This is a genomic window from Paraburkholderia sp. BCC1884 (genome assembly GCF_900996225.1).
In the GTDB taxonomy this organism is placed as follows: Bacteria; Pseudomonadota; Gammaproteobacteria; order Burkholderiales; family Burkholderiaceae; genus Paraburkholderia.
Map to the genome: position 1 here is coordinate 156,365 of NZ_CAAJGL010000145.1, position 18,723 is coordinate 175,087.

Below are 18,723 nucleotides of genomic sequence, written 5' to 3' on the forward strand. Positions count from 1 at the left end.
GGACGCGGTTACACTGCCCGACATGCATTCCGGCCCAACGTTCCGACCCCGTTCGTCGACTCCCTCCCGTCTCGCTCCCGCGAGCAGTGGATTCGCACGCGCGCGTCAGTCGAGCGTCGTCGCCAAAGCCAAAAAACAGCCGCTCATCTGACCGGAGCAAGCTGTTCCGTCAGATGTGCGACGGAGCAGACGGTCAACGCCCACCCGGGCCATTTCCTGCCTTTCCTCCCTCGTGCCACTGATCGGACTCGATACGGTCGTCATCAAGGGAAAGTCATGTCTATTTTTTCGGGTATCTGGGTTCCGCTCATCACTCCTTTCGCCGACGGCGCCGTCGATCACGCGGCCCTGCGCGCGTTGGTGCGCCGTTATGCCGACGCGCAGGTGTCCGGCCTCGTCGCGCTCGGCACGACCGGCGAGCCCGCCACGCTCGACTCCGCTGAACAGGACGCCGTGCTGGCGACGATTCTCGACGAGGCGAGCGCCGCTGCGCGCGCGGCCGACGGGGCAGGGACGTTGCCGGTGGTGGTCGGCGTGTCGGGCAATCACACCGCGAGCATGCTCGAGCGCATCGGGCAACTGAATCCATTGCCGATAGCCGGCGTGCTGATGGCCGCGCCGTATTACACGCGGCCGTCGCAGGCCGGCATCGTCGCGCATTTCACGGCGCTCGCCGACGCCAGCGAGAAGCCCGTCGTGCTGTACGACATACCGTATCGCACGGGCGTGCGGCTCGAACTCGACACGCTGCTGACGCTCGCCGCGCATCCGCGTATTCAGGCGATCAAGGATTGCGCCGGCTCGCTCGACAAGACGCTTGCGCTGATCCGCGACGGCCGCTTGCAGGTGCTCACCGGCGAAGATGTCCAGATCCTCAACAACCTGTGTCTGGGCGGCAGCGGCGCGATCGCGGCGTCCGCGCATGTGCATCCCGGGCGATTTGTCGAGTTGTATCGCGCGCTGTCGGCGGGTCATCTCGACGAAGGACGGCGCATTTTTCACACGCTCGCGCCATTGATCCAGGCGCTGTTCGCCGAGCCGAATCCTGCGCCGGTGAAGGCGCTCCTCGCCGCGCAGGATGTGATCCGCGACGAACTGCGTCTGCCGATGACGCGCGCGAGCGGGGCGCTAGTCGAGCGGCTCATGTGCTTGAGCGCACAGGTGGCGGCCAAGCCGCTATCCGCGGACTATTTGAGATGATGCTTCGGGATGCCAGGCGATAATCGGCGCCCTTTGTCCTTTATCGCCGCCGGCAGATGTCCGGCTGATCCCGCATGCAGTCAGTCCTCTTCCTCCGCTTTTTACCTCGCCCGCGCGCGGGGAACCGCTGATGTCGTTCGTGTTCCGCGCCGGCAGCCGGCTCGCGAGCGGCTCGGTCCGCTTCGTCACGCGCCGCGCGGCGCTGACGGCGGCATTGAGCGTAGCCGTCGGCGCCGCGCTGGTGGCGCTCGCCGCGGGCATAGCGATCGGCGTGCACTGGGCTACGTCGGGCGGCGCGGGCCATCCGGACGAGCAGGCATTCCGCCGCGTCGAGCACGACTACGCAATCGATCAACTGGGCCAGCTGAACGCCTCGGTGGCGCAAATCGAGCCGCGCATCGCACGGCTGAGCGCGCAAGTCGGGGCCTTGCGCGACTTCGAACGGCGTCTGAACACGCCGCGTCCCGCGCCGCGCGCAGGGGTGCTGCTGGCGGCACCGTCAGCGTTGCCTGCGGCAGCGGCGGCTTCGTCCGAAGCCGATTTTTCCGCCACCGATAGTGAGGGTCAGGGCGGCCCGTCGTTACCGCCGCGTCGCTGCGCCGACATCGCGCCACGAGCGGCGACCGGCCACGCCGACGCCGGGCGCACCCGCCAGCAGCTCGCTTGCATCGGCGAGACGCTGTCGGCGCTCGAGCAGCAGACCGCCGATCACGCCATCGCCTACGCGGCGTTTCCAGGCCGCATGCCCGCCGACGGCGCGCGTTTCGGTTCGCCCTTCGGCAATCGCACGGACCCTTTCACGCGTCGCCTGAGTTTTCATCCGGGCGTGGACCTGGTCGCGCCGAGCGGCACGCCGATCCTCGCGGCGGCGGGCGGGCGCGTGGTTTTCGCCGGTGAGAAATCGGGCTATGGCAACGCGGTCGAAATCGATCATGGCAACGGACTCATGACGCGCTATGGCCACGCGTCGCGGCTGCTCGTCCATGCGGGCGAGCTGGTGTTGCCGCGTCAACTCATCGCCAATGTCGGCTCGACGGGCCGCTCGACCGGCCCGCATCTGCATTTCGAAGTGCTCGTGAACGGCGCGCCGGTCGACCCGGCCGCTTATCTCGCGCTGTTCGCGCCGACGCCTCATGGTTGACCGGCCAAGTCCGCGCTATGCGGGCCGTTTGAGCCGCCGCGCCTACGCACTGCAACCCGCGCGATCGCGTGCCTTGCGTGTGGCGATATGGGCGACGGTTTGCCTTCTGAGCGCAGCAGCAGGCGGCGCGGTGGCGAACGCCTGGTATGCGCAGCGCGCGGGCGTGTCGAACGGGTCTTGCGCCCCGACGCCCGTCGATGCCGGCGGCAAGCAGACGGAACTCGCCCGGACCCGGCTGGCGCTGGCCGAGGAATCGGCCGCGCGCGCGGCGGTGCAGCGAAGCGCCGACAGCGCCGCTGCCGATGTCGCCCGACTCAGCGCCGAATTGCAGTTTCTGCGTGGTCAGAGCAAAGGACGCGTTCCGGCGGCGTCGCCGCAACGCTGAACGCGGGAGAGGCGGTAGCGAGTCGGACGACACAAACCATCACGCCGGCACACAACGCCGGCAAATAACGCCGGCTCGTCGCCCGGATGGCATCACGCGACGAACATTTCCATTTTCAGGGGATCTTTATGTTCAGCAGGAAAAAAACCGCGGGTATCCGGCAGACCAAACTCGCCACGCTGATTGCTCACGATGTGCGCATCACCGGCGATCTTCGGTTCAGCGACGGTCTGCGTCTCGATGGCCACGTGTGCGGCAATGTCAGCGGCGAGCCCGACGCCCAGACGTTGCTGGTCCTGAGCGAGCGCGGCTCGATCGAGGGCAACGTGCATGGCTACGATGTGGTGGTCAACGGCCGGATCGTCGGCGATGTGATTGCCGACCACTTCGTCGAATTGCAGAGCAATGCGCACGTGACCGGCAACATCCACTACCAGCAGTTACGGATGGACTGCGGTGCATCCGTGGACGGCAAACTCACGAAGCGCGATGCAGCGCAGTCGGCGGCGCCGCTTCTGGTCGCCGTGTCCGATGCCGTACGCGACGAACGCAAGGCGGGCTGAGCGGCCCGTTCAGTCGCCCGTCGAGCCGCACCTACAAATTTCAACCCGGCTTCGGCAGCGGCTGACATGGGGTCGCCAGATCGTGGCCGAGGCCATCGCAGAGCGCCGGGCGCTCGTTGTCCGCCGCACGTGTCTCGCGGTTTCTGGCAAGACGTTCGAGGGCGCCGCGTTCGAGCGTGGCCAGCATGTCCCGCTCGACGACCAGACATTTGAACGCCAGCACGATCAGCCCGATCGCGAGCAGCAAATCGCCCGCGAACACCACGGCATACACCGCCGAGGTGGAGCGCGGATTGCCCAGCAGCAGCGACATGTTGCTGCGATCGAGCAGCACGAGCGTGAGCGGCACGACCGCATTGAGCGAAGCGATGGCGCTGCCGATGATCACCGTCAAGCGAGCCGGGCCGAGATGCGGCCGACGCCGGCGGCACACTTCATAGAGCGTGCCGACCCGGCACGGCAGAAAGAACATCACGAGCAGCAGGGCGCGCAGCATGAGCGGCGCTTTGAACAGCAGCGCGCTGCCATACAGTACGCAGAACAGCAAGGTCACGCCAAGCCCGGCGCGCCACGGCGTGCTGGCGCCGAACAGGGCGCGCGTGCCCGACCAGATCAGCAGACGGCTTTGCAGTGCAAGCGTCGCGGTGGCGACCAGCAACACATCGGTCGGCCAGCTCAGGTGCAGCGCGAAGCAGGCCGAACTGGCGGCGAGCAGATAGAAGGCAATCGACCAGAAACGGAATGCGGCGACGTGCGCGAACATGCGCGAGAGGGCCGTGGTAACGAGGGCACAGCATAAAAACGTGACCAGCCACAACGAAGTGAACGTCGCTACATCCAGTTTCATGAAATCTCCGGCGCCGGTTCGGCTTGTTATCGTTCATGCGTAAAACAGGTGCTGCCAGCGGCATTCGCGCAAAAGGCCGTCGCACGGCGCCGCACATTCGAGTCGACGTGGGCTGCTCAGGTCGTCAGCATTCTTCCTCTGAGCATCTCGCTGAAATCATCGGCGCTCAGTGGCTTGCCAAGCAGGAAACCTTGCATTTCGTCGCACATCATCGACCTGAGCATGTCGAGTTGCGATTCGGTTTCGACGCCTTCGGCCACCACATCCATTTCCAGCGAATGCGCGAGCGCAATGATGGCCGAGACGATCGCACTGCCTTCCGCACCGTGTTCGTCGAGCCCGTTCGTAAAGAAGCGGTCGATTTTCAGTTGCTTGACGCGAAACCGTTGTAGATAGGCAAGGCTCGAATAGCCCGTGCCGAAATCGTCGATGGCGATCTCGAAGCCGCTCGCCTGAAACTCGCGGATCATCTCGATCGTCCGGGGCGCGTCGTGCATCGCCACGGTTTCGGTGATTTCGAACATGATCTGTTCGCATTGCACGCCGGCGTCCGTCACGATCTGCAGCATGGTAGCGACGAGGTTGGGCTGCAAAAGCTGACGCGGCGAGAGGTTGACCGCCACCTTCATCGACGGCAGTCCCTGCTCGATCCAACGGCGAATCTGCCGGCAAGTCTCGCGCACGACCCAGTAGCCGATCTGCACGATCTGCCCCGAGCGTTCGGCAATCGGAATGAATTCGAGCGGCGTGAGCGTGCCGAGTTGCGGGTGGTGCAGGCGGATCAGCGCCTCGGCGCCGGCGAGCGAGTTGCCGTTGCCATGGAATTTCGGCTGGAAATGCAACGTGAAGTGGCCGGCGGCGAGCGCATCGTGCAGGGCATTCTGAATCTGCAGCGTGCGGGTGGCGGCTTCGCTCATGCTGCGTTCGAAGAAGCGGTAAGTGCTGCGCCCGGCGCGCTTGGCTTCGTACATCGCCGCGTCGGCGTTTTTCAGCAGGATCTCGACGGTGTCGCCATCATAGGGATACAGCGCGATGCCGATGCTCGGCATGACCTGCAGCGGTTGCGAGTCGGTCCACATGCCGCTGCGCATCCGGTCGAGCACGCCTTGGGCGAGGGCGCCGGCGTCTTCCCGCGAGCCGAGGTTTTCCGACAGCACCACGAATTCGTCGCCGCCCAGTCGCGCCACGGTGTCGCTCGAGCGCACGCACAACAGCAGACGCTGCGCGAACGCGGACAGCACCTCGTCGCCGACCGAGTGGCCGAGCGAATCGTTGATGGTCTTGAAGCCGTCGAGGTCCATGAACAGGATCGCGAAGAGCGAGCGCTGGCGGCGTGAACTGTGGATCGCCCGTTCGATGCGTTCGGTCAGGGTGGCGCGGTTCGGCAGGCCGGTGAGCGTGTCGAGCGTGGCGAGCCGCACGATCTGGCCGTTCAGATTCGACACCGCGCCGACGAGGAAGGTGGTGCGCGCGTCGAAGCGCGACAGCATCAGCGTGACGATCAGGATCGCAAAGGTGAACAGGATCACCGAAGTGGCAAGCCACTCGGCGTTCACGCCCTTGGCCGCGCCGCAGAGCGCGCCAACCGGAAAGTCGGCCGCCGCCATGCCGGCGTAGTGCATGCCGCTGATTGCGACGCCCATCACGAGCGCGGCGATCAGGCGCTTGCGCAGCACATTGCGGGCGTCGTCGTTGCTGAGCGTATGGGCGAGCCAGAGCGCGGCGGTGGAGGCGCCGATGGCGATCACCAGCGAAACCGCGAACCACGACGGCCGGTAGTCGATGCCCGGCGTCATCTGCATGGCGGCCATGCCGGTGTAGTGCATGGCGGCGATGCCGACGCCCATCAGCGTGCCGCCGGCCAGCAGGCGGGGCGCCGTGAGCGCTTCGTGGGTAGCCACGTGCAGCGCCAGGTACGAGGCGCCGATAGCGAGGCCGAGCGAATAGGCGGTCGTCGCGAAGTCGTAGCCCAGCGGAATGGGCAGCGAAAAGGCGAGCATCGCGATGAAGTGCATCGACCAGATGCCGACGCCGAGCGCCGCCGCGCCGCCCAGACGCCAGGCGTGGCGCAGACGTGCCGACGCCAGCAAGTAGATGCGGCCGGTCAGATCGAGCGCCGTGTAAGACGCCAGGGTCGCCACGACGAACGAGATGCCGACCAGCCAAAAATTGTATGAACTCTGCATGTTAATTCCAACCGCCGGGAGGGAGGCGGCTGATCTTGTTATCGACCGTTTCCGGCATTTATTTAATTGATTTTCAATATCTTAGCGATTGATGCCTGCGCAATTCGTGCCGCACGCAGCAGGCCGCAACGCGCGATCTCAGGGCATTGACGCTATCGTCACGCGAACTTCCCGGTACGCGCTCACTAGTGCGTCGAGGTCGAAGCCGCGGTTCAGTCCACTCGGGTTCGGCAAGACCCACGCACGCGCGCCGCCGAATGACTCCATCTGCAGTCCCCACTCGATATGGCGTGTTGCGGTAATCGCTGCAAGCGCCATCTTGCCGAGGAATGCGATGTGCCGCGGTGCGTACTGCTCGATCTTTTGCCGAAAACCCGCGCCAGCCAATTCGAGTTCCGATCGCGAGAGTTCGGCGGCGCGCGCGGTGGCTCGTGGGACCACGGTGGTGAGGCCATAGCCATATTCAAGCAGCGTGCGGTCGTCTTCGGGACGAATCTGTTCGGGGGTGAAGCCGGCGAGATGGACGACTCGCCAGAACCGGTTGCTTCTGCCTTCGAAGTGATGTCCCGTCGACGCCGCGCGGACTCCCGGGTTGATTCCGCAGAAGATGAGCGACAAGCCCGGTTCGATGACATCGGGAAGAGACGGAAACGATTCGACGTGAGTCATGGATGAAACGGTCCTTGAAGTGCAATCTGCCTGACGACTCGGCTGCCTGATGCCCGCTTACGAGCGGCGAGCGAGCTTACCGCAATCGGCGCAGAGCAGGATTTTGCCTCGGTGTGACGGCGCGGGGTTAGCGCGAGGTTGGCGCGAGGTTGGCGTGATGTTGCCGGAAGTTGTCGATCTGGCCACTGTCGTGGACCGGTGCCGGATTCGATAATCGCTTCAACCCAACCGTTCGAGGAGTCCGACGATGTCGCCCGTGTCCGCCGTTCCCGCCGCCGGCAGTGCCGCCGCGCTCGCCCGCTATCGCGAGTCGCTCGCCTTTGAAACCGACTGTTCCGATGTCCACGCGGCCTTCGCCGGCCCGCCGGGTGCCGTCGATTTCGTGCTGCTCGACGTCCGTGGTCCCGCGTTATTCGCACGCGGCCATGTGCCGGGCGCCGTGAACCTGCCGCATGGCAAGATCGTCGCGTCGAAACTCGCCGAGTACCCGCTCGATACGCTATTCGTCACTTACTGCGCAGGTCCGCATTGCAACGGCGCGACGCGTGGGGCGATCCGGTTGGCGGAGTTGGGCCGCCCCGTCAAAGTCATGATCGGTGGCGTGACGGGCTGGCTCGACGAAAGTTTCGAACTGGCGGCTGTCGATGCCCGGTAAGGCCTGAAAGACGCTTGGCGCAATGCGCATCTCCGGTAACATTGCGCCATGAAACCCCATCTCGTCGTCGCCACGGCATACGACCGGCTCTGCACCTTCGAGTTCGGCTGTGTGACCGAACTGTTTGCCCTGGAGCGCCCCGAACTCGGCGTCGACTGGTATCGCTTCGCCGTGTGCGCCGGCGAATCCGGTCCACTGCGGGCGGCGGGCGGCATCACCGTCGCCGCGCCTTACACCCTCAAGCTGCTGGATCGTGCCGACACCATCGTCATTCCGGGTTGGCGCGATGCGGACGAACTGCCGCCCGAACCCCTGCTCAAAAAGATTCGCGCGGCTCATCGACGTGGCGCGCGGTTGTGTTCGATCTGCTCAGGCGTGTTCGTGCTGGCCGCGGCGGGTGTGCTCGACGGCAAGACCGTCACGACCCACTGGCGCTACGCCGGGAAACTACAGCAACGCTATCCGCAAATACGCGTGCAGCCCGACTCGCTCTATGTCGACGAAGGCAACATCATCACCTCGGCGGGATCGGCCGCGGGCCTCGACATGTTGCTGCATCTGGTGCGACGCGACTACGGCACAACGGTGGCGAACCGGGTCGCGCAGCGGCTCGTCGTACCGCCGCATCGCGACGGCGGCCAGGCGCAGTTCGTGCCGCGCCCCATGCCGCAGGACGAAAGCGGGCGTCTGGCGAGGCTGATGGACTGGGTGCGCGGTCATCCGGCCTTGCCGCACAGCTTGCGCTCGCTCGCCGAACACGCGGCGATGAGTCCGCGTACGCTGCAGCGGCAGTTTCACGACGCCACCGGCATGGCGCCGTATGAATGGCTCGTGCGCGAGCGGGTGGCGATAGCTCGCGAACTGCTCGAAGCGAATCCGCCGATCACCATGGCACGCGTCGCGGAGTTGGCGGGTTTCGGCTCGGAGGAATCGCTGAGGCGGCACTTCCGGCGGATTGCCTTGACGAGTCCGAGTGCCTACCGGAAGCGCTTCGGGGCCGGAAAAGCGGCCTAGCTGCGCATCATTCCGCCGTTCGGGCACGCCTGCGCAGGACCCGCATCGGCTCCTGCTTGTAGACCACTTCATCGAAGACCTCGTAGCCGAATTTCTTCGCCAGGACCAGCGACGCGAGGTTGTCCGGTGCGATCATGCATACCGTTTCCGTGCCTGTGCCCTCGCGGTCGAGCCAGGCCAAAGCGGCAGTCACGGCCTCGCTTGCATAGCCGCGCTGTTGGGATTCGTGCGCAATCATCCAGCCGATTTCCCGGGTGTTGTCGAATCTCGGCCCGAGCTTCCGGTTGAAGTGAAAGAGACCGATTTCGCCGACGAATTTGCCGCTGCTTTTCTTCCGTACGACCCAGTGCCCATAACCCATCAGCGCCCAATGCCCAACAATGCGGTGGATGCGCGCCCAGATCTCCTCTTCGGAATACGGCCGCCCGGTTACCTTGCCGACCACGCGCATATCCGACCACATCGCGTGCATGTCGTCGAAATCGTCGAGCGTGGGTACGGTCAGATGCAGGCGTTCCGTTTCGAGGGAAAAGGATCGAAACGGCGTGTCGCGAAAAGTGCTTTTGAGCATGACTGGATTTTTGCTGGAATCGGGCACGGTTGACCGGCTCTATTGTGTTTTGTGTCCGTGCGAAAAGATAGTCGCCAGTAGCGTCGTGGGTAGGCGTAGTCGACGCAAAGGTCGGCGCAATAAAATGCCACATTACGAAGTAAAACGGCAAATCATCAAGACGCATCGATTATTTGGACCTGGTATGCGCTACGCTTGATGCAAGCGGCATTGCGCGTGTCTTTCCTTCGACCCGATAGTCCGGAACTGGTCGCGCAATCGACGTTTTTCTGTCAGCATCACGCCCAGCGTCGACGCTGTCTCGTGTCGAACGCGACGCGCATAAGGCAATACAAAACACGTGTTCGAACGGGTCATCGAAACACGTCACCGCCACCGTCCTTCTTTTCCTCATGAACGTCAAAACTGTCGTTGCCGCAGTTCTCGTGGCTCTACTCAGCACTGGTGCCGTGCTCGTGCCCGCGTGGGGATATGCCGCGACCCAGGCGCCGGAATCGCGCGCCGATCTGTATCGCCGCAGTCTTCTGTCGGGTAAGGACGTGCCCTGCCGCACCAATGCGTCGTGCGCAGCGCTCGGCGTGGCCGCGCTCGAAGCGGGGCAGGTGCAGGAGGCGCAAACGCTGGTCGCGATGGAAGCCGCGCTCGCCGAGGCCACGGTCATGCAAGCCGCCGAGGAGAACTCGCCCAAAGCCACCAGTTCGGCGCGGGCGCGCGTGGCGATGGCGCTCGTCCATCAGGGCGACGTGCAACAGAAGCTGGGTGCGTTGTCCGACGCGCGCGCCTACTACCGGACCGCGATCGGTCGCGGCGACGACTATCCTGGCGACGCGCTGCTCGGCCGTGCCGTGGCCGCCGCGCGCGAGCGCCTGGAAGCGATCTCGGAGAAGGCGGTGGTCAGCACGCTGCCGCCCGGCGGCGCGCGCTATGCCCGCTATATGTTCTTCGGCGCCTGGAACAGCATCGCGGTCAAGCCGGTGAAGGGGCGCCACGGCGTCTACCGGATCGACGGCGACTTCGTCTATCCAACCGTTGACGCGCAAGGCGAAGCGAGTGCGAACATGGGCAGCCTGTCGGCCTATGTGCGCTTTTACGACGGCGTGGCGCGGGTCGTCGTATCGGACTCGGCGGGCGCCGCGCCGCTCGACGCCACCGGCAGAATCACCAACCTTGCGCCATACGATAAACGCGAGGACAAATGCCTGATCGAATTCCGGCTCTCCGCGCCGGAGACGCTCGACGTGAGCACGCACGGCGCAATGACGGAATGCGGTTTCGGCGCCAACGTGAGCGCCGACGGGCGTTACTATCTGATGACGGGCTCCTGACGGTCGGCTTGCCACGAGCCGTCGCGTGGCGTCGTTATGCACGGCATCGCTGTTCATGACGCCGTTGCGGCGCTTATGATGCGGAGGTCGTGCCCGTTCTATCGTCGCCAGAAAGCGTTGCCCGTCCACCCGATCTGAGAAAAACGCTCGCCCATGCCAACTCTTCTCGACTACCCGGCGCTGATCTTTATCGTCGCTCTCCTCGCGATGTGGCTGTCGGCGCGGTTCGGCGCGGTGCTGCTACGGCGCTACAAAAAAATCGAGGACGACGCACGCGAAGACTTCGGCGTGATTCAGGCGGCCACGCTCACGCTGCTGGCACTGCTCATCGGTTTCACGTTCTCGATGGCGGTGGGCCGCTACGATCAGCGCAAGAACTACGAGGAAGAAGAGGCCAACGCGATCGGCACGGAATACGTGCGCGCGGAATTGCTGCCGGCGGCCGACGCGGCGAACATTCAGGGCATGCTCAAAGCCTACGTCGAGCAGCGCGTGCTGTTCTATACGACGCGCGACGCCGACGAACTGGCCAGCGTCAACAACGAAACCGAACGCCTGCAGAACGCCATGTGGACCGCGGTCAGGAACGCCGCCGTTGCGCAGCCGACACCTGTCGTGGCGCTTGCCGTCGGCGGGATGAACGATGTGCTGAACACGCAGGGCTATACGCAGGCCGCGTGGTGGAATCGGATTCCCGTTGCCGCCTGGGCGCTCATGACGCTCATGGCGATGTGCGCCAATGTGCTGGTGGGCTATGGCGCGAAAGCCCTGAAAGCGGGCGCGGGGTTACTCCTGATCGTGCCGCTGGTGGTGTCGTTGTCGTTCGCGCTGATCGCGGATATCGACAGTCCGCGCGGCGGCGTGATTCGTGTGAAGCCACTCAATCTTCATGCGCTCGCGGAGTCGATGCGACCGCGTTGAACACTGAAGTAAGCGGCCGGTGGCCGCATGCAGGAGGCAAGACATGCTGGATATCGCGAAGACCATCGCCAACTTCAACGCGGGGCGCGATCCCGAACGGCTGGCCATGAAATACAAGGCCATGCGCAGTTCGCCGTTCGTATTTTTGCGCGGCACCTGTCATCTGTTTTATGAACGCTTGCCGCAAGACAAGGTGCTCGACGAGGCGCCGCCGGTGTGGATCTGCGGCGACATGCATCTGGAAAACTTCGGTAGCTACAAGGGCGACAATCGCCTCGTCTATTTCGACAACAACGATTTCGACGAGGCCTGTCTCGCGCCGAATCTCTACGAACTGGTGCGCCTGCTGAGCAGCGTGCTGGTCGGGGCAGGCGACCTCAAGCTGAGCCGCGCGCAAGCGCTCGCGCTGTGCCATACGGCAGTGGAATCCTATGGGCGCGCGCTCGCGTTCGGCAAGGCGCGCTGGATCGAAGAGGAGAGCGCGGTCGGCATGGTGCGCGATCTGTTCGACGCACTCGCCAGCCGCACTCGCGCTGCGCATCTCGACCGGCGCACCGTACTCAAGGGCAAGACTCGCGTGCTGAAGGTGGACGGCAAGAAGGCACTGGCCGTCAGCGACAAACAGCGTGCCGCGGTCACGCAATTCATGAACACGTTCGCCGCGGGCGAGCCTGATCCTGCGTTCTATCGCATTCTCGACGTGGCGCGGCGTATCGCCGGGACGGGCAGTCTTGGCGTGGATCGCTATGTGATCCTCGTCGAAGGTAAGGGTTCGCCGGACGGTAACTATCTGATCGACCTGAAAGAAGCGCTGCCTTCGTCGGTCACGCCGCACGTGCGTACGCCGCAGCCGAAGTGGCACAGCGAAGCGCAGCGCGTGGTCGACATTCAACGACGCAATCAGGCGGTTTCGCAAGCCTTTCTGCACGCAGTCGATTTCAATCAGCGTTCCTATGTTTTACGCAGCCTGCAACCCTCGGAAGACCGCGTGGCCTTGAGCGACTGGGACGGCAAGCTGCCGCGCCTGGAGGAGGTGATCAACAACATGGCGGAGTTGAGCGCGTGGGCGCATCTGCGCAGCGGCGGGCGCCAGAAATCGTCGATTGCCGATGATCTGATCGCGTTCGGCAATCGCACGGACTGGCAGTTGCGCCTGATCGATATCGCCACGCAATGCGAGGCCCAGGTCGCGGCCGACTGGAAAGCCTATAGCGAAGCTTACGATCGCGGCGCGTTCAATTTAACGGCGCGCAATGCGTGACCCATGCGTGACCAATGCGTCACGCATCGGAGCGCGGTGCGTGCCAGCATCGCTCCAGACAAACCCTGATTGTCGCGCCGAATCGGCCACTGATATCGTTCGCTGGTCTGGTGTGGAAGCGCTTCCACTCGCGCAAAAGCCGTGAGCGAAGCAGGGCTTCGCAGCACCGGTTCAACGACCCCGCGCAGGAGAATCCGTGGCAATCGACACATCCGCAGTCATCGACGTAACTTCCCCCAACACACTTGCCGATCCCTTTACGCCGCCCGCGGACTCATCGCTGTGGCGCAAGAACTTCCTGCTCGGCGCGGCCACGGCTTCGTACCAGATCGAAGGCGCGGTGAACGAAGACGGGCGCCTGCCGTCGATCTGGGACACCTTCTCGGCGACGCCCGGCAAGGTGCTGGCCGGCGATACGGGCGCGGTCGCGTGCGATCACTATCACCGCTGGGAAGCGGACATCGACATGCTGGCGGGGCTCGGCCTCGAAGGCTACCGGCTCTCGATTGCCTGGCCGCGCGTGATGGACGCCTCCGGCGCGCCGAACCGCAAGGGCATCGACTTCTACAAGCGCCTGCTGGCGCGTCTGAAGGAGAAGGGCATCACCACTTTCGTGACGCTCTATCACTGGGACTTGCCGCAGTATCTGGAAGATCGCGGCGGCTGGCTCAACCGCGACACCGCTTACCGTTTCGCCGATTACGCCGATCTGATGAGCCGCGAACTGGCCGGCTCGGTCGATGCGTGGGCCACGCTCAACGAGCCGTGGTGTTCGGCCTATCTCGGCTACGGCAACGGCCATCACGCGCCGGGTCTCGCCGATGGACGTTTTGCCACACAAGCCATGCATCATCTGCTGCTCGCACATGGCCTTGCGGTTCCCGTGCTGCGTGCCAACGATCCGGGTTCGCAGATCGGTATCGTCGCCAATATCGGCCGTGGCACGGCGAACAGCGATAGCGCGGCCGACCAGCGCGCGGCGCACCTGTTCGAGGTTCAGCACAACGCATGGATTCTCGATCCGCTGCTCAAGGGCGCGTATCCGCGAGATTTGTGGGAATTGTGGCCGGGCACCGAACCGCTCGTGCTCGACGGCGATATGAAAACGATTGCCGCGCCGCTGGATTTTCTCGGCATCAACTATTACTTCCGTACTAATGTCGAAAGCGACGGTGCGCATGGTTTCAGGGAAGTGCCGCTCGAAGGCGTCGAGCGCACGCAGATGGGTTGGGAGGTGTATCCCGACGGTCTGCGCGATCTGCTGATCGGCTTCAAGGGCGCTTACGGGAATCTGCCGCCGATCTACATCACCGAGAACGGCATGGCCTCGGATGACAAGGTCAGCGATGGCCGCGTAGACGACGCCCAGCGTATCTCGTTCCTCAAGCGCCATCTTGCCGCCGTCGATCAGGCGATCAAGGCGGGAGTCGAGGTGCGCGGCTATTTCCTGTGGTCGCTGATGGATAACTTCGAGTGGGCCTTCGGCTATGAACGGCGCTTCGGTGTCGTGCACGTCGATTATTCGACGCAAAAGCGCACGGTCAAACGCAGTGCGGAGCTGGTGTCCAGATTCCTGAAGGAGCGCAAAGCGCAGGTATAACAGCAGGTGAAGCTGGTTGGTATGTCGACTTGACAGGAGACGGAATGAACAGCAAGAAAATGGCCTTGCGAGGCGTCGTGGCAGCACTGGCGTTATATGGCGTCGTCGCACACGCGGACCCGTTGAAGGCCAATGTGATTCACTGGTGGACCTCGGGCGGCGAGTCGGCCGCGATTCGCCAGTTTGCCGATGCGTATAACAAGGCCGGTGGCCAGTGGGTCGACAATGCGGTGGCGGGTGCCGATCAGGCGCGCTCCACCGCGATCAACCGGATCGTCGGCGGCGATCCACCCACGGCTGCGCAGTTCAATACGTCCAAACAGTTTCACGATCTCATCGATCAAGGCCTGCTGAATAACGTCGATGCGGTCGCCACGAAAGAAAACTGGAGCGGCGTGTTCCCGCAGTCGATCCTCGACAGCATCAAGGTCAAGGGACACTACTATGCCGCGCCGGTCGATATTCATATGCCGGCCTGGTTCTTCTACTCGAAGCCGGTGTTTCAGAAAGCCGGCATTGCCGCCGAGCCGAAGAGCTATGACGAGTTCATCGCCGATCTCGGCAAGCTGAAAGCCGCAGGCGTGATTCCGCTCGCGCTCGGCGGCCAGCCGTGGCAGGAAAAGATCACCTTCGACGCGGTATTCGCCGATGTGGGCGGCCCCGATCTCTATCTAAAGGTGTATCGCGACGGCGACGTGAACGCGGTGAAGTCGGATGCCTTCAAGAAGGTGCTCGCTTCCTTCAAACGTCTGCATGATTTCGTCGATCCCGGCTCGCCTGGCCGCAACTGGAACGACGCGACCGCGCTCGTGATTTCCGGCAAGGCCGGTGTGCAGATCATGGGCGATTGGGCCAAGGGCGAGTTCTCGGCGGCCAATCAGACTGCGGGCAAGGACTTCGGCTGCTTCCCGGGCTTTGGTCCGCACTCGCCGTATCTGGTCGCGGGCGATGTATTCGTGTTCCCGAAGACGGATAATCCCACGGCGATCAAGGCGCAGAATCTACTGGCCACGGTGATGACCTCGCCGTCCGCGCAAGTCGCATTCAGCGCGAAGAAAGGCTCGATTCCGATTCGTCCCGACGTGGACGCCAGCAGTCTCGACATCTGCGCGAAGGAGGGCATGGCGATCATGAAGGACAAGTCGCGTCAGTTGCCGAATCCGGAAATGTTGCTCTCGCCCGATACGCAGGGCGCGTTGATCGACGTCATCACCAACTTCTGGAACAAGAACCAGTCGGTCGACGACGCGCAGAAGGCCTTTGCCAATGCGTTGAAGAGCTAGGGGCGCACCATGCACGTGCTCAAGTTGCCGGCCGCCGGATCGAAAGCACGCAACGCGCGGCCCAACAAGCCGCTCAGGAAGCGCTTTCCGTTCGCGGCGTGGCTAGCGCTTCTGCCGATGGTCCTGACCGTCGTGTTCGCGTATCTCGGCACGATGGTCTGGACCGCGCGCGTGTCGCTCAGCAATTCGCGCACGTTTCCTTCCGGCGACTTCGCGGGCCTCACGCAATACACGCGGCTTTTCAATAACGATCGCTGGTTGCTGTCGCTGCAGAATATCGTGATCTACGGCGCGTGTTTCATCGTGGCGTGCATGGTGATCGGTTTGCTGCTGGCGATTTTCATCGACCAGCGCGTAGTCGCGGAAGGCGCGTTGCGCACGGTGTTTCTTTATCCGTATGCGATGTCGTTCGTCGCGACCGGGCTGGTCTGGCAATGGATTCTGAATCCGGAACTCGGCGCACAGTCGGTGTTGCACAAGCTCGGTTTCGTGCACGCACGCTTCGACTGGATCGTCGATCAGGACTGGGTGATCTATACCATCGTGATCGCAACGGTGTGGCAAGCCTCGGGTCTGGTGATGGCTTTGTTGCTGGCGGGCTTGCGCGGAATCGACGAAGAACTGTGGAAAGCGGCGCGCATCGACGGTATTCCACGCTGGCGGGTGTATGCGAGCATCGTCGTGCCGATGCTCGGGCCTTCGATCTCCACCGCCTTCGTGCTGCTGTTCGTGATGGTCGTGAAACTCTACGATGCCGTGGTCGCGATGACGCAGGGCGGTCCTGGCACGGCCAGCGAGGTGCCGGCCAAGTTCATCATGGACTATCTGTTCGGACGCGCCAATATCGGTCTCGCGTCGGCGGCCTCGATCGTATTGCTGGCCACCGTGCTGGCGATTCTCGCGCCGTTCTTCTACGCCCGCAGCCGCGCGGCGTTGCGCAAGGAGGCATGATGAACACGCTCAGTTCTCCGCTGAAAGGCGGCACGCCGGGTCGTGCACAAGGGCGTCGCCGTCGTGTGGCATTCACGCCGGCGCGTCTGGGTGTCTACGCGTTTCTGCTCACCGCCGCTGTGTTTTTTCTCCTGCCTCTCTACGTGATGCTCGTGACGTCGGTGAAGCCGATGAGCGAGATTCGCCTGGGCAACATGCTCGCTCTGCCGATGCATTTCACGCTCGATGCGTGGAGCGCGGCCTGGCAATCGGCTTGCACCGGACTCGACTGCAACGGTATTCAGGTGGGCTTCTGGAACTCGGTGCGCATCGTGGTGCCCAGCACGGTTCTCTCGATTGCGATCGGCGCCGTGAACGGCTATGCATTGTCGTTCTGGCGGCCGCGCGGCGCGGGCCTGCTGTTCGGCGTGCTGCTGATGGGCGCCTTCATTCCCGTGCAGGTGATGGTTTATCCGCTCGTACGCGTGCTGGCCAGCGTGCATCTGTTCAGCTCGCTGCCGGGCATCGTGGTGATTCACACGATCTTCGGCATGCCGGTGATGACGCTGCTGTTTCGCAACTACTATGCGTCGATTCCACAGGAACTGTTCAAGGCCGCGCGCATCGACGGCGGCGGCTTCTGGCGTATCTTCATGCAACTGATGCTGCCGATGTCCACGCCGATCATCGTGGTGGCGGTCATCATGCAGGTCACGGGTATCTGGAACGACTTCATTCTCGGCCTCGTGTTCGCCGGCACGAAGAACCTGCCGATGACCGTGCAACTGAACAACATCATCAACACCACTACCGGCGAGCGGCTTTACAACGTCAACATGGCGGCGACGATTCTGACCTCCATGGTGCCGCTCGCGGTCTACTTCATTTCGGGCCGCTGGTTTGTGCGCGGCATTGCGTCCGGCGCCGTCAAGGGATAGAGCGATGACACACGTGGCTAGTCTGAAAAATGCGCTGGCGAATGAAGCGGATAGGGCGCAAGCCGCCGGAACAACCGGTACGGCGAGTATTCCCGACGCGGCGGGCCTCACGAATCCGGCCAATGTATCGGTGCGCAATCTGACGATTCGCCTCGGCGCCAACACCGTGATCGAAAATCTCGATCTCGACGTGCAGGCGGGGGAGTTCGTCGTGTTGCTCGGGCCGTCGGGTTGCGGCAAATCCACCTTGCTGCACAGCATCGCCGGATTGATCGACGTGAGCGACGGCAGCATCGAGATCGCCGGTGAAGACATGACCTGGGCCGATCCAAAAGACCGCCGCATCGCGCTGGTGTTTCAGTCGTACGCCTTGTATCCGACCATGAGCGTGGAGCGCAACCTGTCGTTCGCGTTGCGCATCAACGGCACGCCCAAGGCGGAAATCGCACGACGCGTGACACGTGCCGCCGACATGCTGCAACTCGGGCCTCTGCTCAAGCGCAAACCGGCGCAACTCTCCGGCGGCCAGCGGCAACGCGTGGCGATCGGCCGCGCGATCGTGCGCGAAGCCGATGTGTTTTTGTTCGACGAACCGCTTTCGAATCTCGACGCCAAATTGCGCACCGAATTGCGCCGTGAATTGAAGCAACTGCACCAGCGTCTGGGCGCGACGATGATCTACGTAACGCACGATCAGGTCGAAGCAATGACGCTCGCCACCCGCATGGCGGTGATGCGCGGCGGCGTGATCCAGCAGTTCGGCACGCCCGCGGAAGTCTACGCGCGTCCCGACAATCTGTTTGTCGCGACTTTCCTCGGCTCGCCCGCGATGAATCTGCTCAAGGGCACGCTCGAATCACGCGACGGCTCGGTGTATTTTCGTACTGACCGCTGGCGCCTCGACGTCTCGGCGTACGCCTTCAAGAAACCACCCGCCGCGTCGTTGTCCTGCGTGCTCGGCGTGCGCGCCGAAGACGTCAAGCTGGGCGAAGGCCAGAGCGAGCAGGCAAAAGTTTCGCTGGTGGAGCCGATGGGCAACCACCGCGTCATCTGGCTCGACTATCATGACGTGCAGGTGGCGTCGATTGATCAGACCAGAACGCCAGTGGCGGTGGGAGACACCGTGGCGTTTTCGTTCGATAGCGCGCATGCCTCGCTGTTCGACGAAGCAAGCGGCGCGCGTTTATAGCGCGCAGCGCCGGCTTGCGGCGTCGTTGGATAGAACATGGCTTGA

Annotated in this window: 18 protein-coding genes; 14 read left to right on the top strand and 4 right to left on the bottom strand. The window is 63.6% G+C overall.

The features are described from left to right. Positions 1-276: 276 nt before the first annotated feature. The 4 genes from dapA (at position 277) to FQ705_RS31720 (ending at position 3,289) form a co-directional block, all read left to right on the top strand. Positions 277-1,200 carry a 4-hydroxy-tetrahydrodipicolinate synthase gene (gene dapA / locus FQ705_RS31705; protein ID WP_144148596.1) on the top strand — a complete coding sequence of 308 codons (924 nt, stop codon included), beginning with the start codon at positions 277-279 and terminating at the stop codon, positions 1,198-1,200. Between the two features lie 130 nt (positions 1,201-1,330). Further along, positions 1,331-2,341 carry a M23 family metallopeptidase gene (locus FQ705_RS31710; protein ID WP_144148598.1) on the top strand — a complete coding sequence of 337 codons (1,011 nt, stop codon included), beginning with the start codon at positions 1,331-1,333 and terminating at the stop codon, positions 2,339-2,341. Then, positions 2,334-2,726 (top strand): hypothetical protein, encoded by a 393-nt coding sequence (locus FQ705_RS31715; protein WP_144148600.1) that lies wholly within the window; start codon positions 2,334-2,336, stop codon positions 2,724-2,726. Before FQ705_RS31710 ends, FQ705_RS31715 begins: the two co-directional genes overlap by 8 nt. A gap of 128 nt (positions 2,727-2,854) precedes the next feature. Further along, positions 2,855-3,289, top strand: coding sequence for a polymer-forming cytoskeletal protein (locus FQ705_RS31720; RefSeq protein WP_144148602.1), 435 nt, complete (start codon positions 2,855-2,857; stop codon positions 3,287-3,289). A 40-nt stretch (positions 3,290-3,329) separates the two neighbouring features. Here FQ705_RS31720 and FQ705_RS31725 read toward each other — a convergent pair whose 3' ends face one another. From FQ705_RS31725 to mug, 3 genes are all read right to left on the bottom strand, one after another. Then, positions 3,330-4,136 (bottom strand): hypothetical protein, encoded by an 807-nt coding sequence (locus FQ705_RS31725; RefSeq protein WP_144148604.1) that lies wholly within the window; start codon positions 4,134-4,136, stop codon positions 3,330-3,332. Positions 4,137-4,252: 116 nt separating this feature from the next. After that, positions 4,253-6,322, bottom strand: a complete 2,070-nt coding sequence (locus FQ705_RS31730) for a putative bifunctional diguanylate cyclase/phosphodiesterase (protein WP_144148606.1) — start codon at positions 6,320-6,322, stop codon at positions 4,253-4,255. A gap of 138 nt (positions 6,323-6,460) precedes the next feature. Continuing rightward, on the bottom strand, positions 6,461-6,991 hold the full coding sequence (gene mug / locus FQ705_RS31735; protein ID WP_144148608.1) for a G/U mismatch-specific DNA glycosylase: 531 nt from the start codon (positions 6,989-6,991) through the stop codon (positions 6,461-6,463). A gap of 247 nt (positions 6,992-7,238) precedes the next feature. Here mug and FQ705_RS31740 point away from each other — a divergent pair, with 247 nt between their 5' ends. Beyond that, positions 7,239-7,646: a rhodanese-like domain-containing protein gene (locus FQ705_RS31740; protein WP_144148610.1), complete on the top strand. Its 408-nt coding sequence runs from the start codon at positions 7,239-7,241 to the stop codon at positions 7,644-7,646. A gap of 48 nt (positions 7,647-7,694) precedes the next feature. Continuing rightward, a complete protein-coding gene (ftrA, locus tag FQ705_RS31745) occupies positions 7,695-8,660 on the top strand; it encodes a transcriptional regulator FtrA (RefSeq protein WP_144148612.1) in 966 nt (321 codons plus the stop codon). A gap of 7 nt (positions 8,661-8,667) precedes the next feature. On the opposite strand, the gene FQ705_RS31750 is transcribed toward ftrA, so the two are convergent. Continuing rightward, positions 8,668-9,231 carry a GNAT family N-acetyltransferase gene (locus FQ705_RS31750; protein ID WP_144148614.1) on the bottom strand — a complete coding sequence of 188 codons (564 nt, stop codon included), beginning with the start codon at positions 9,229-9,231 and terminating at the stop codon, positions 8,668-8,670. Between the two features lie 425 nt (positions 9,232-9,656). Here FQ705_RS31750 and FQ705_RS31755 point away from each other — a divergent pair, with 425 nt between their 5' ends. The 8 genes from FQ705_RS31755 (at position 9,657) to FQ705_RS31790 (ending at position 18,678) form a co-directional block, all read left to right on the top strand. Beyond that, complete coding sequence (locus FQ705_RS31755) at positions 9,657-10,556, top strand: hypothetical protein (protein WP_144148616.1); 900 nt, start codon at positions 9,657-9,659, stop codon at positions 10,554-10,556. Between the two features lie 153 nt (positions 10,557-10,709). After that, positions 10,710-11,477 carry a hypothetical protein gene (locus tag FQ705_RS31760; protein WP_144148618.1) on the top strand — a complete coding sequence of 256 codons (768 nt, stop codon included), beginning with the start codon at positions 10,710-10,712 and terminating at the stop codon, positions 11,475-11,477. Positions 11,478-11,520: 43 nt separating this feature from the next. Then, on the top strand, positions 11,521-12,738 hold the full coding sequence (locus FQ705_RS31765; RefSeq protein ID WP_144148620.1) for a DUF2252 domain-containing protein: 1,218 nt from the start codon (positions 11,521-11,523) through the stop codon (positions 12,736-12,738). Positions 12,739-12,934: 196 nt separating this feature from the next. Then, the gene (locus FQ705_RS31770) at positions 12,935-14,338 is read left to right on the top strand and encodes a GH1 family beta-glucosidase (protein WP_144148622.1); all 1,404 of its coding nucleotides are present in this window, start codon (positions 12,935-12,937) and stop codon (positions 14,336-14,338) included. Positions 14,339-14,382: 44 nt separating this feature from the next. Beyond that, on the top strand, positions 14,383-15,621 hold the full coding sequence (locus FQ705_RS31775; protein WP_144148624.1) for an ABC transporter substrate-binding protein: 1,239 nt from the start codon (positions 14,383-14,385) through the stop codon (positions 15,619-15,621). A gap of 9 nt (positions 15,622-15,630) precedes the next feature. After that, positions 15,631-16,572, top strand: a complete 942-nt coding sequence (locus FQ705_RS31780) for a carbohydrate ABC transporter permease (protein ID WP_144148626.1) — start codon at positions 15,631-15,633, stop codon at positions 16,570-16,572. Beyond that, the gene (locus tag FQ705_RS31785; protein WP_144148628.1) at positions 16,572-17,489 is read left to right on the top strand and encodes a carbohydrate ABC transporter permease; all 918 of its coding nucleotides are present in this window, start codon (positions 16,572-16,574) and stop codon (positions 17,487-17,489) included. The genes FQ705_RS31780 and FQ705_RS31785 overlap by 1 nt, the downstream gene beginning before the upstream one ends. Before the next feature lie 4 nt (positions 17,490-17,493). Beyond that, positions 17,494-18,678 (top strand): ABC transporter ATP-binding protein, encoded by a 1,185-nt coding sequence (locus FQ705_RS31790; RefSeq protein WP_186308094.1) that lies wholly within the window; start codon positions 17,494-17,496, stop codon positions 18,676-18,678. Positions 18,679-18,723 lie beyond the last annotated feature (45 nt).

Excerpts from the sequence above, each read along its gene's own strand:
- dapA (WP_144148596.1), top strand. The coding sequence starts at position 277 with ATGTCTATTTTTTCGGGTATCTGGGTTCCGCTCATCACTCCTTTCGCC.
- FQ705_RS31710 (WP_144148598.1), top strand. The coding sequence starts at position 1,331 with ATGTCGTTCGTGTTCCGCGCCGGCAGCCGGCTCGCGAGCGGCTCGGTC.
- FQ705_RS31715 (WP_144148600.1), top strand. The coding sequence starts at position 2,334 with ATGGTTGACCGGCCAAGTCCGCGCTATGCGGGCCGTTTGAGCCGCCGC.
- FQ705_RS31720 (WP_144148602.1), top strand. The coding sequence starts at position 2,855 with ATGTTCAGCAGGAAAAAAACCGCGGGTATCCGGCAGACCAAACTCGCC.
- FQ705_RS31725 (WP_144148604.1), bottom strand. The coding sequence starts at position 4,136 with ATGAAACTGGATGTAGCGACGTTCACTTCGTTGTGGCTGGTCACGTTT.
- FQ705_RS31730 (WP_144148606.1), bottom strand. The coding sequence starts at position 6,322 with ATGCAGAGTTCATACAATTTTTGGCTGGTCGGCATCTCGTTCGTCGTG.
- mug (WP_144148608.1), bottom strand. The coding sequence starts at position 6,991 with ATGACTCACGTCGAATCGTTTCCGTCTCTTCCCGATGTCATCGAACCG.
- FQ705_RS31740 (WP_144148610.1), top strand. The coding sequence starts at position 7,239 with ATGTCGCCCGTGTCCGCCGTTCCCGCCGCCGGCAGTGCCGCCGCGCTC.
- ftrA (WP_144148612.1), top strand. The coding sequence starts at position 7,695 with ATGAAACCCCATCTCGTCGTCGCCACGGCATACGACCGGCTCTGCACC.
- FQ705_RS31750 (WP_144148614.1), bottom strand. The coding sequence starts at position 9,231 with ATGCTCAAAAGCACTTTTCGCGACACGCCGTTTCGATCCTTTTCCCTC.
- FQ705_RS31760 (WP_144148618.1), top strand. The coding sequence starts at position 10,710 with ATGCCAACTCTTCTCGACTACCCGGCGCTGATCTTTATCGTCGCTCTC.
- FQ705_RS31765 (WP_144148620.1), top strand. The coding sequence starts at position 11,521 with ATGCTGGATATCGCGAAGACCATCGCCAACTTCAACGCGGGGCGCGAT.
- FQ705_RS31775 (WP_144148624.1), top strand. The coding sequence starts at position 14,383 with ATGAACAGCAAGAAAATGGCCTTGCGAGGCGTCGTGGCAGCACTGGCG.
- FQ705_RS31780 (WP_144148626.1), top strand. The coding sequence starts at position 15,631 with ATGCACGTGCTCAAGTTGCCGGCCGCCGGATCGAAAGCACGCAACGCG.
- FQ705_RS31785 (WP_144148628.1), top strand. The coding sequence starts at position 16,572 with ATGAACACGCTCAGTTCTCCGCTGAAAGGCGGCACGCCGGGTCGTGCA.
- FQ705_RS31790 (WP_186308094.1), top strand. The coding sequence starts at position 17,494 with ATGACACACGTGGCTAGTCTGAAAAATGCGCTGGCGAATGAAGCGGAT.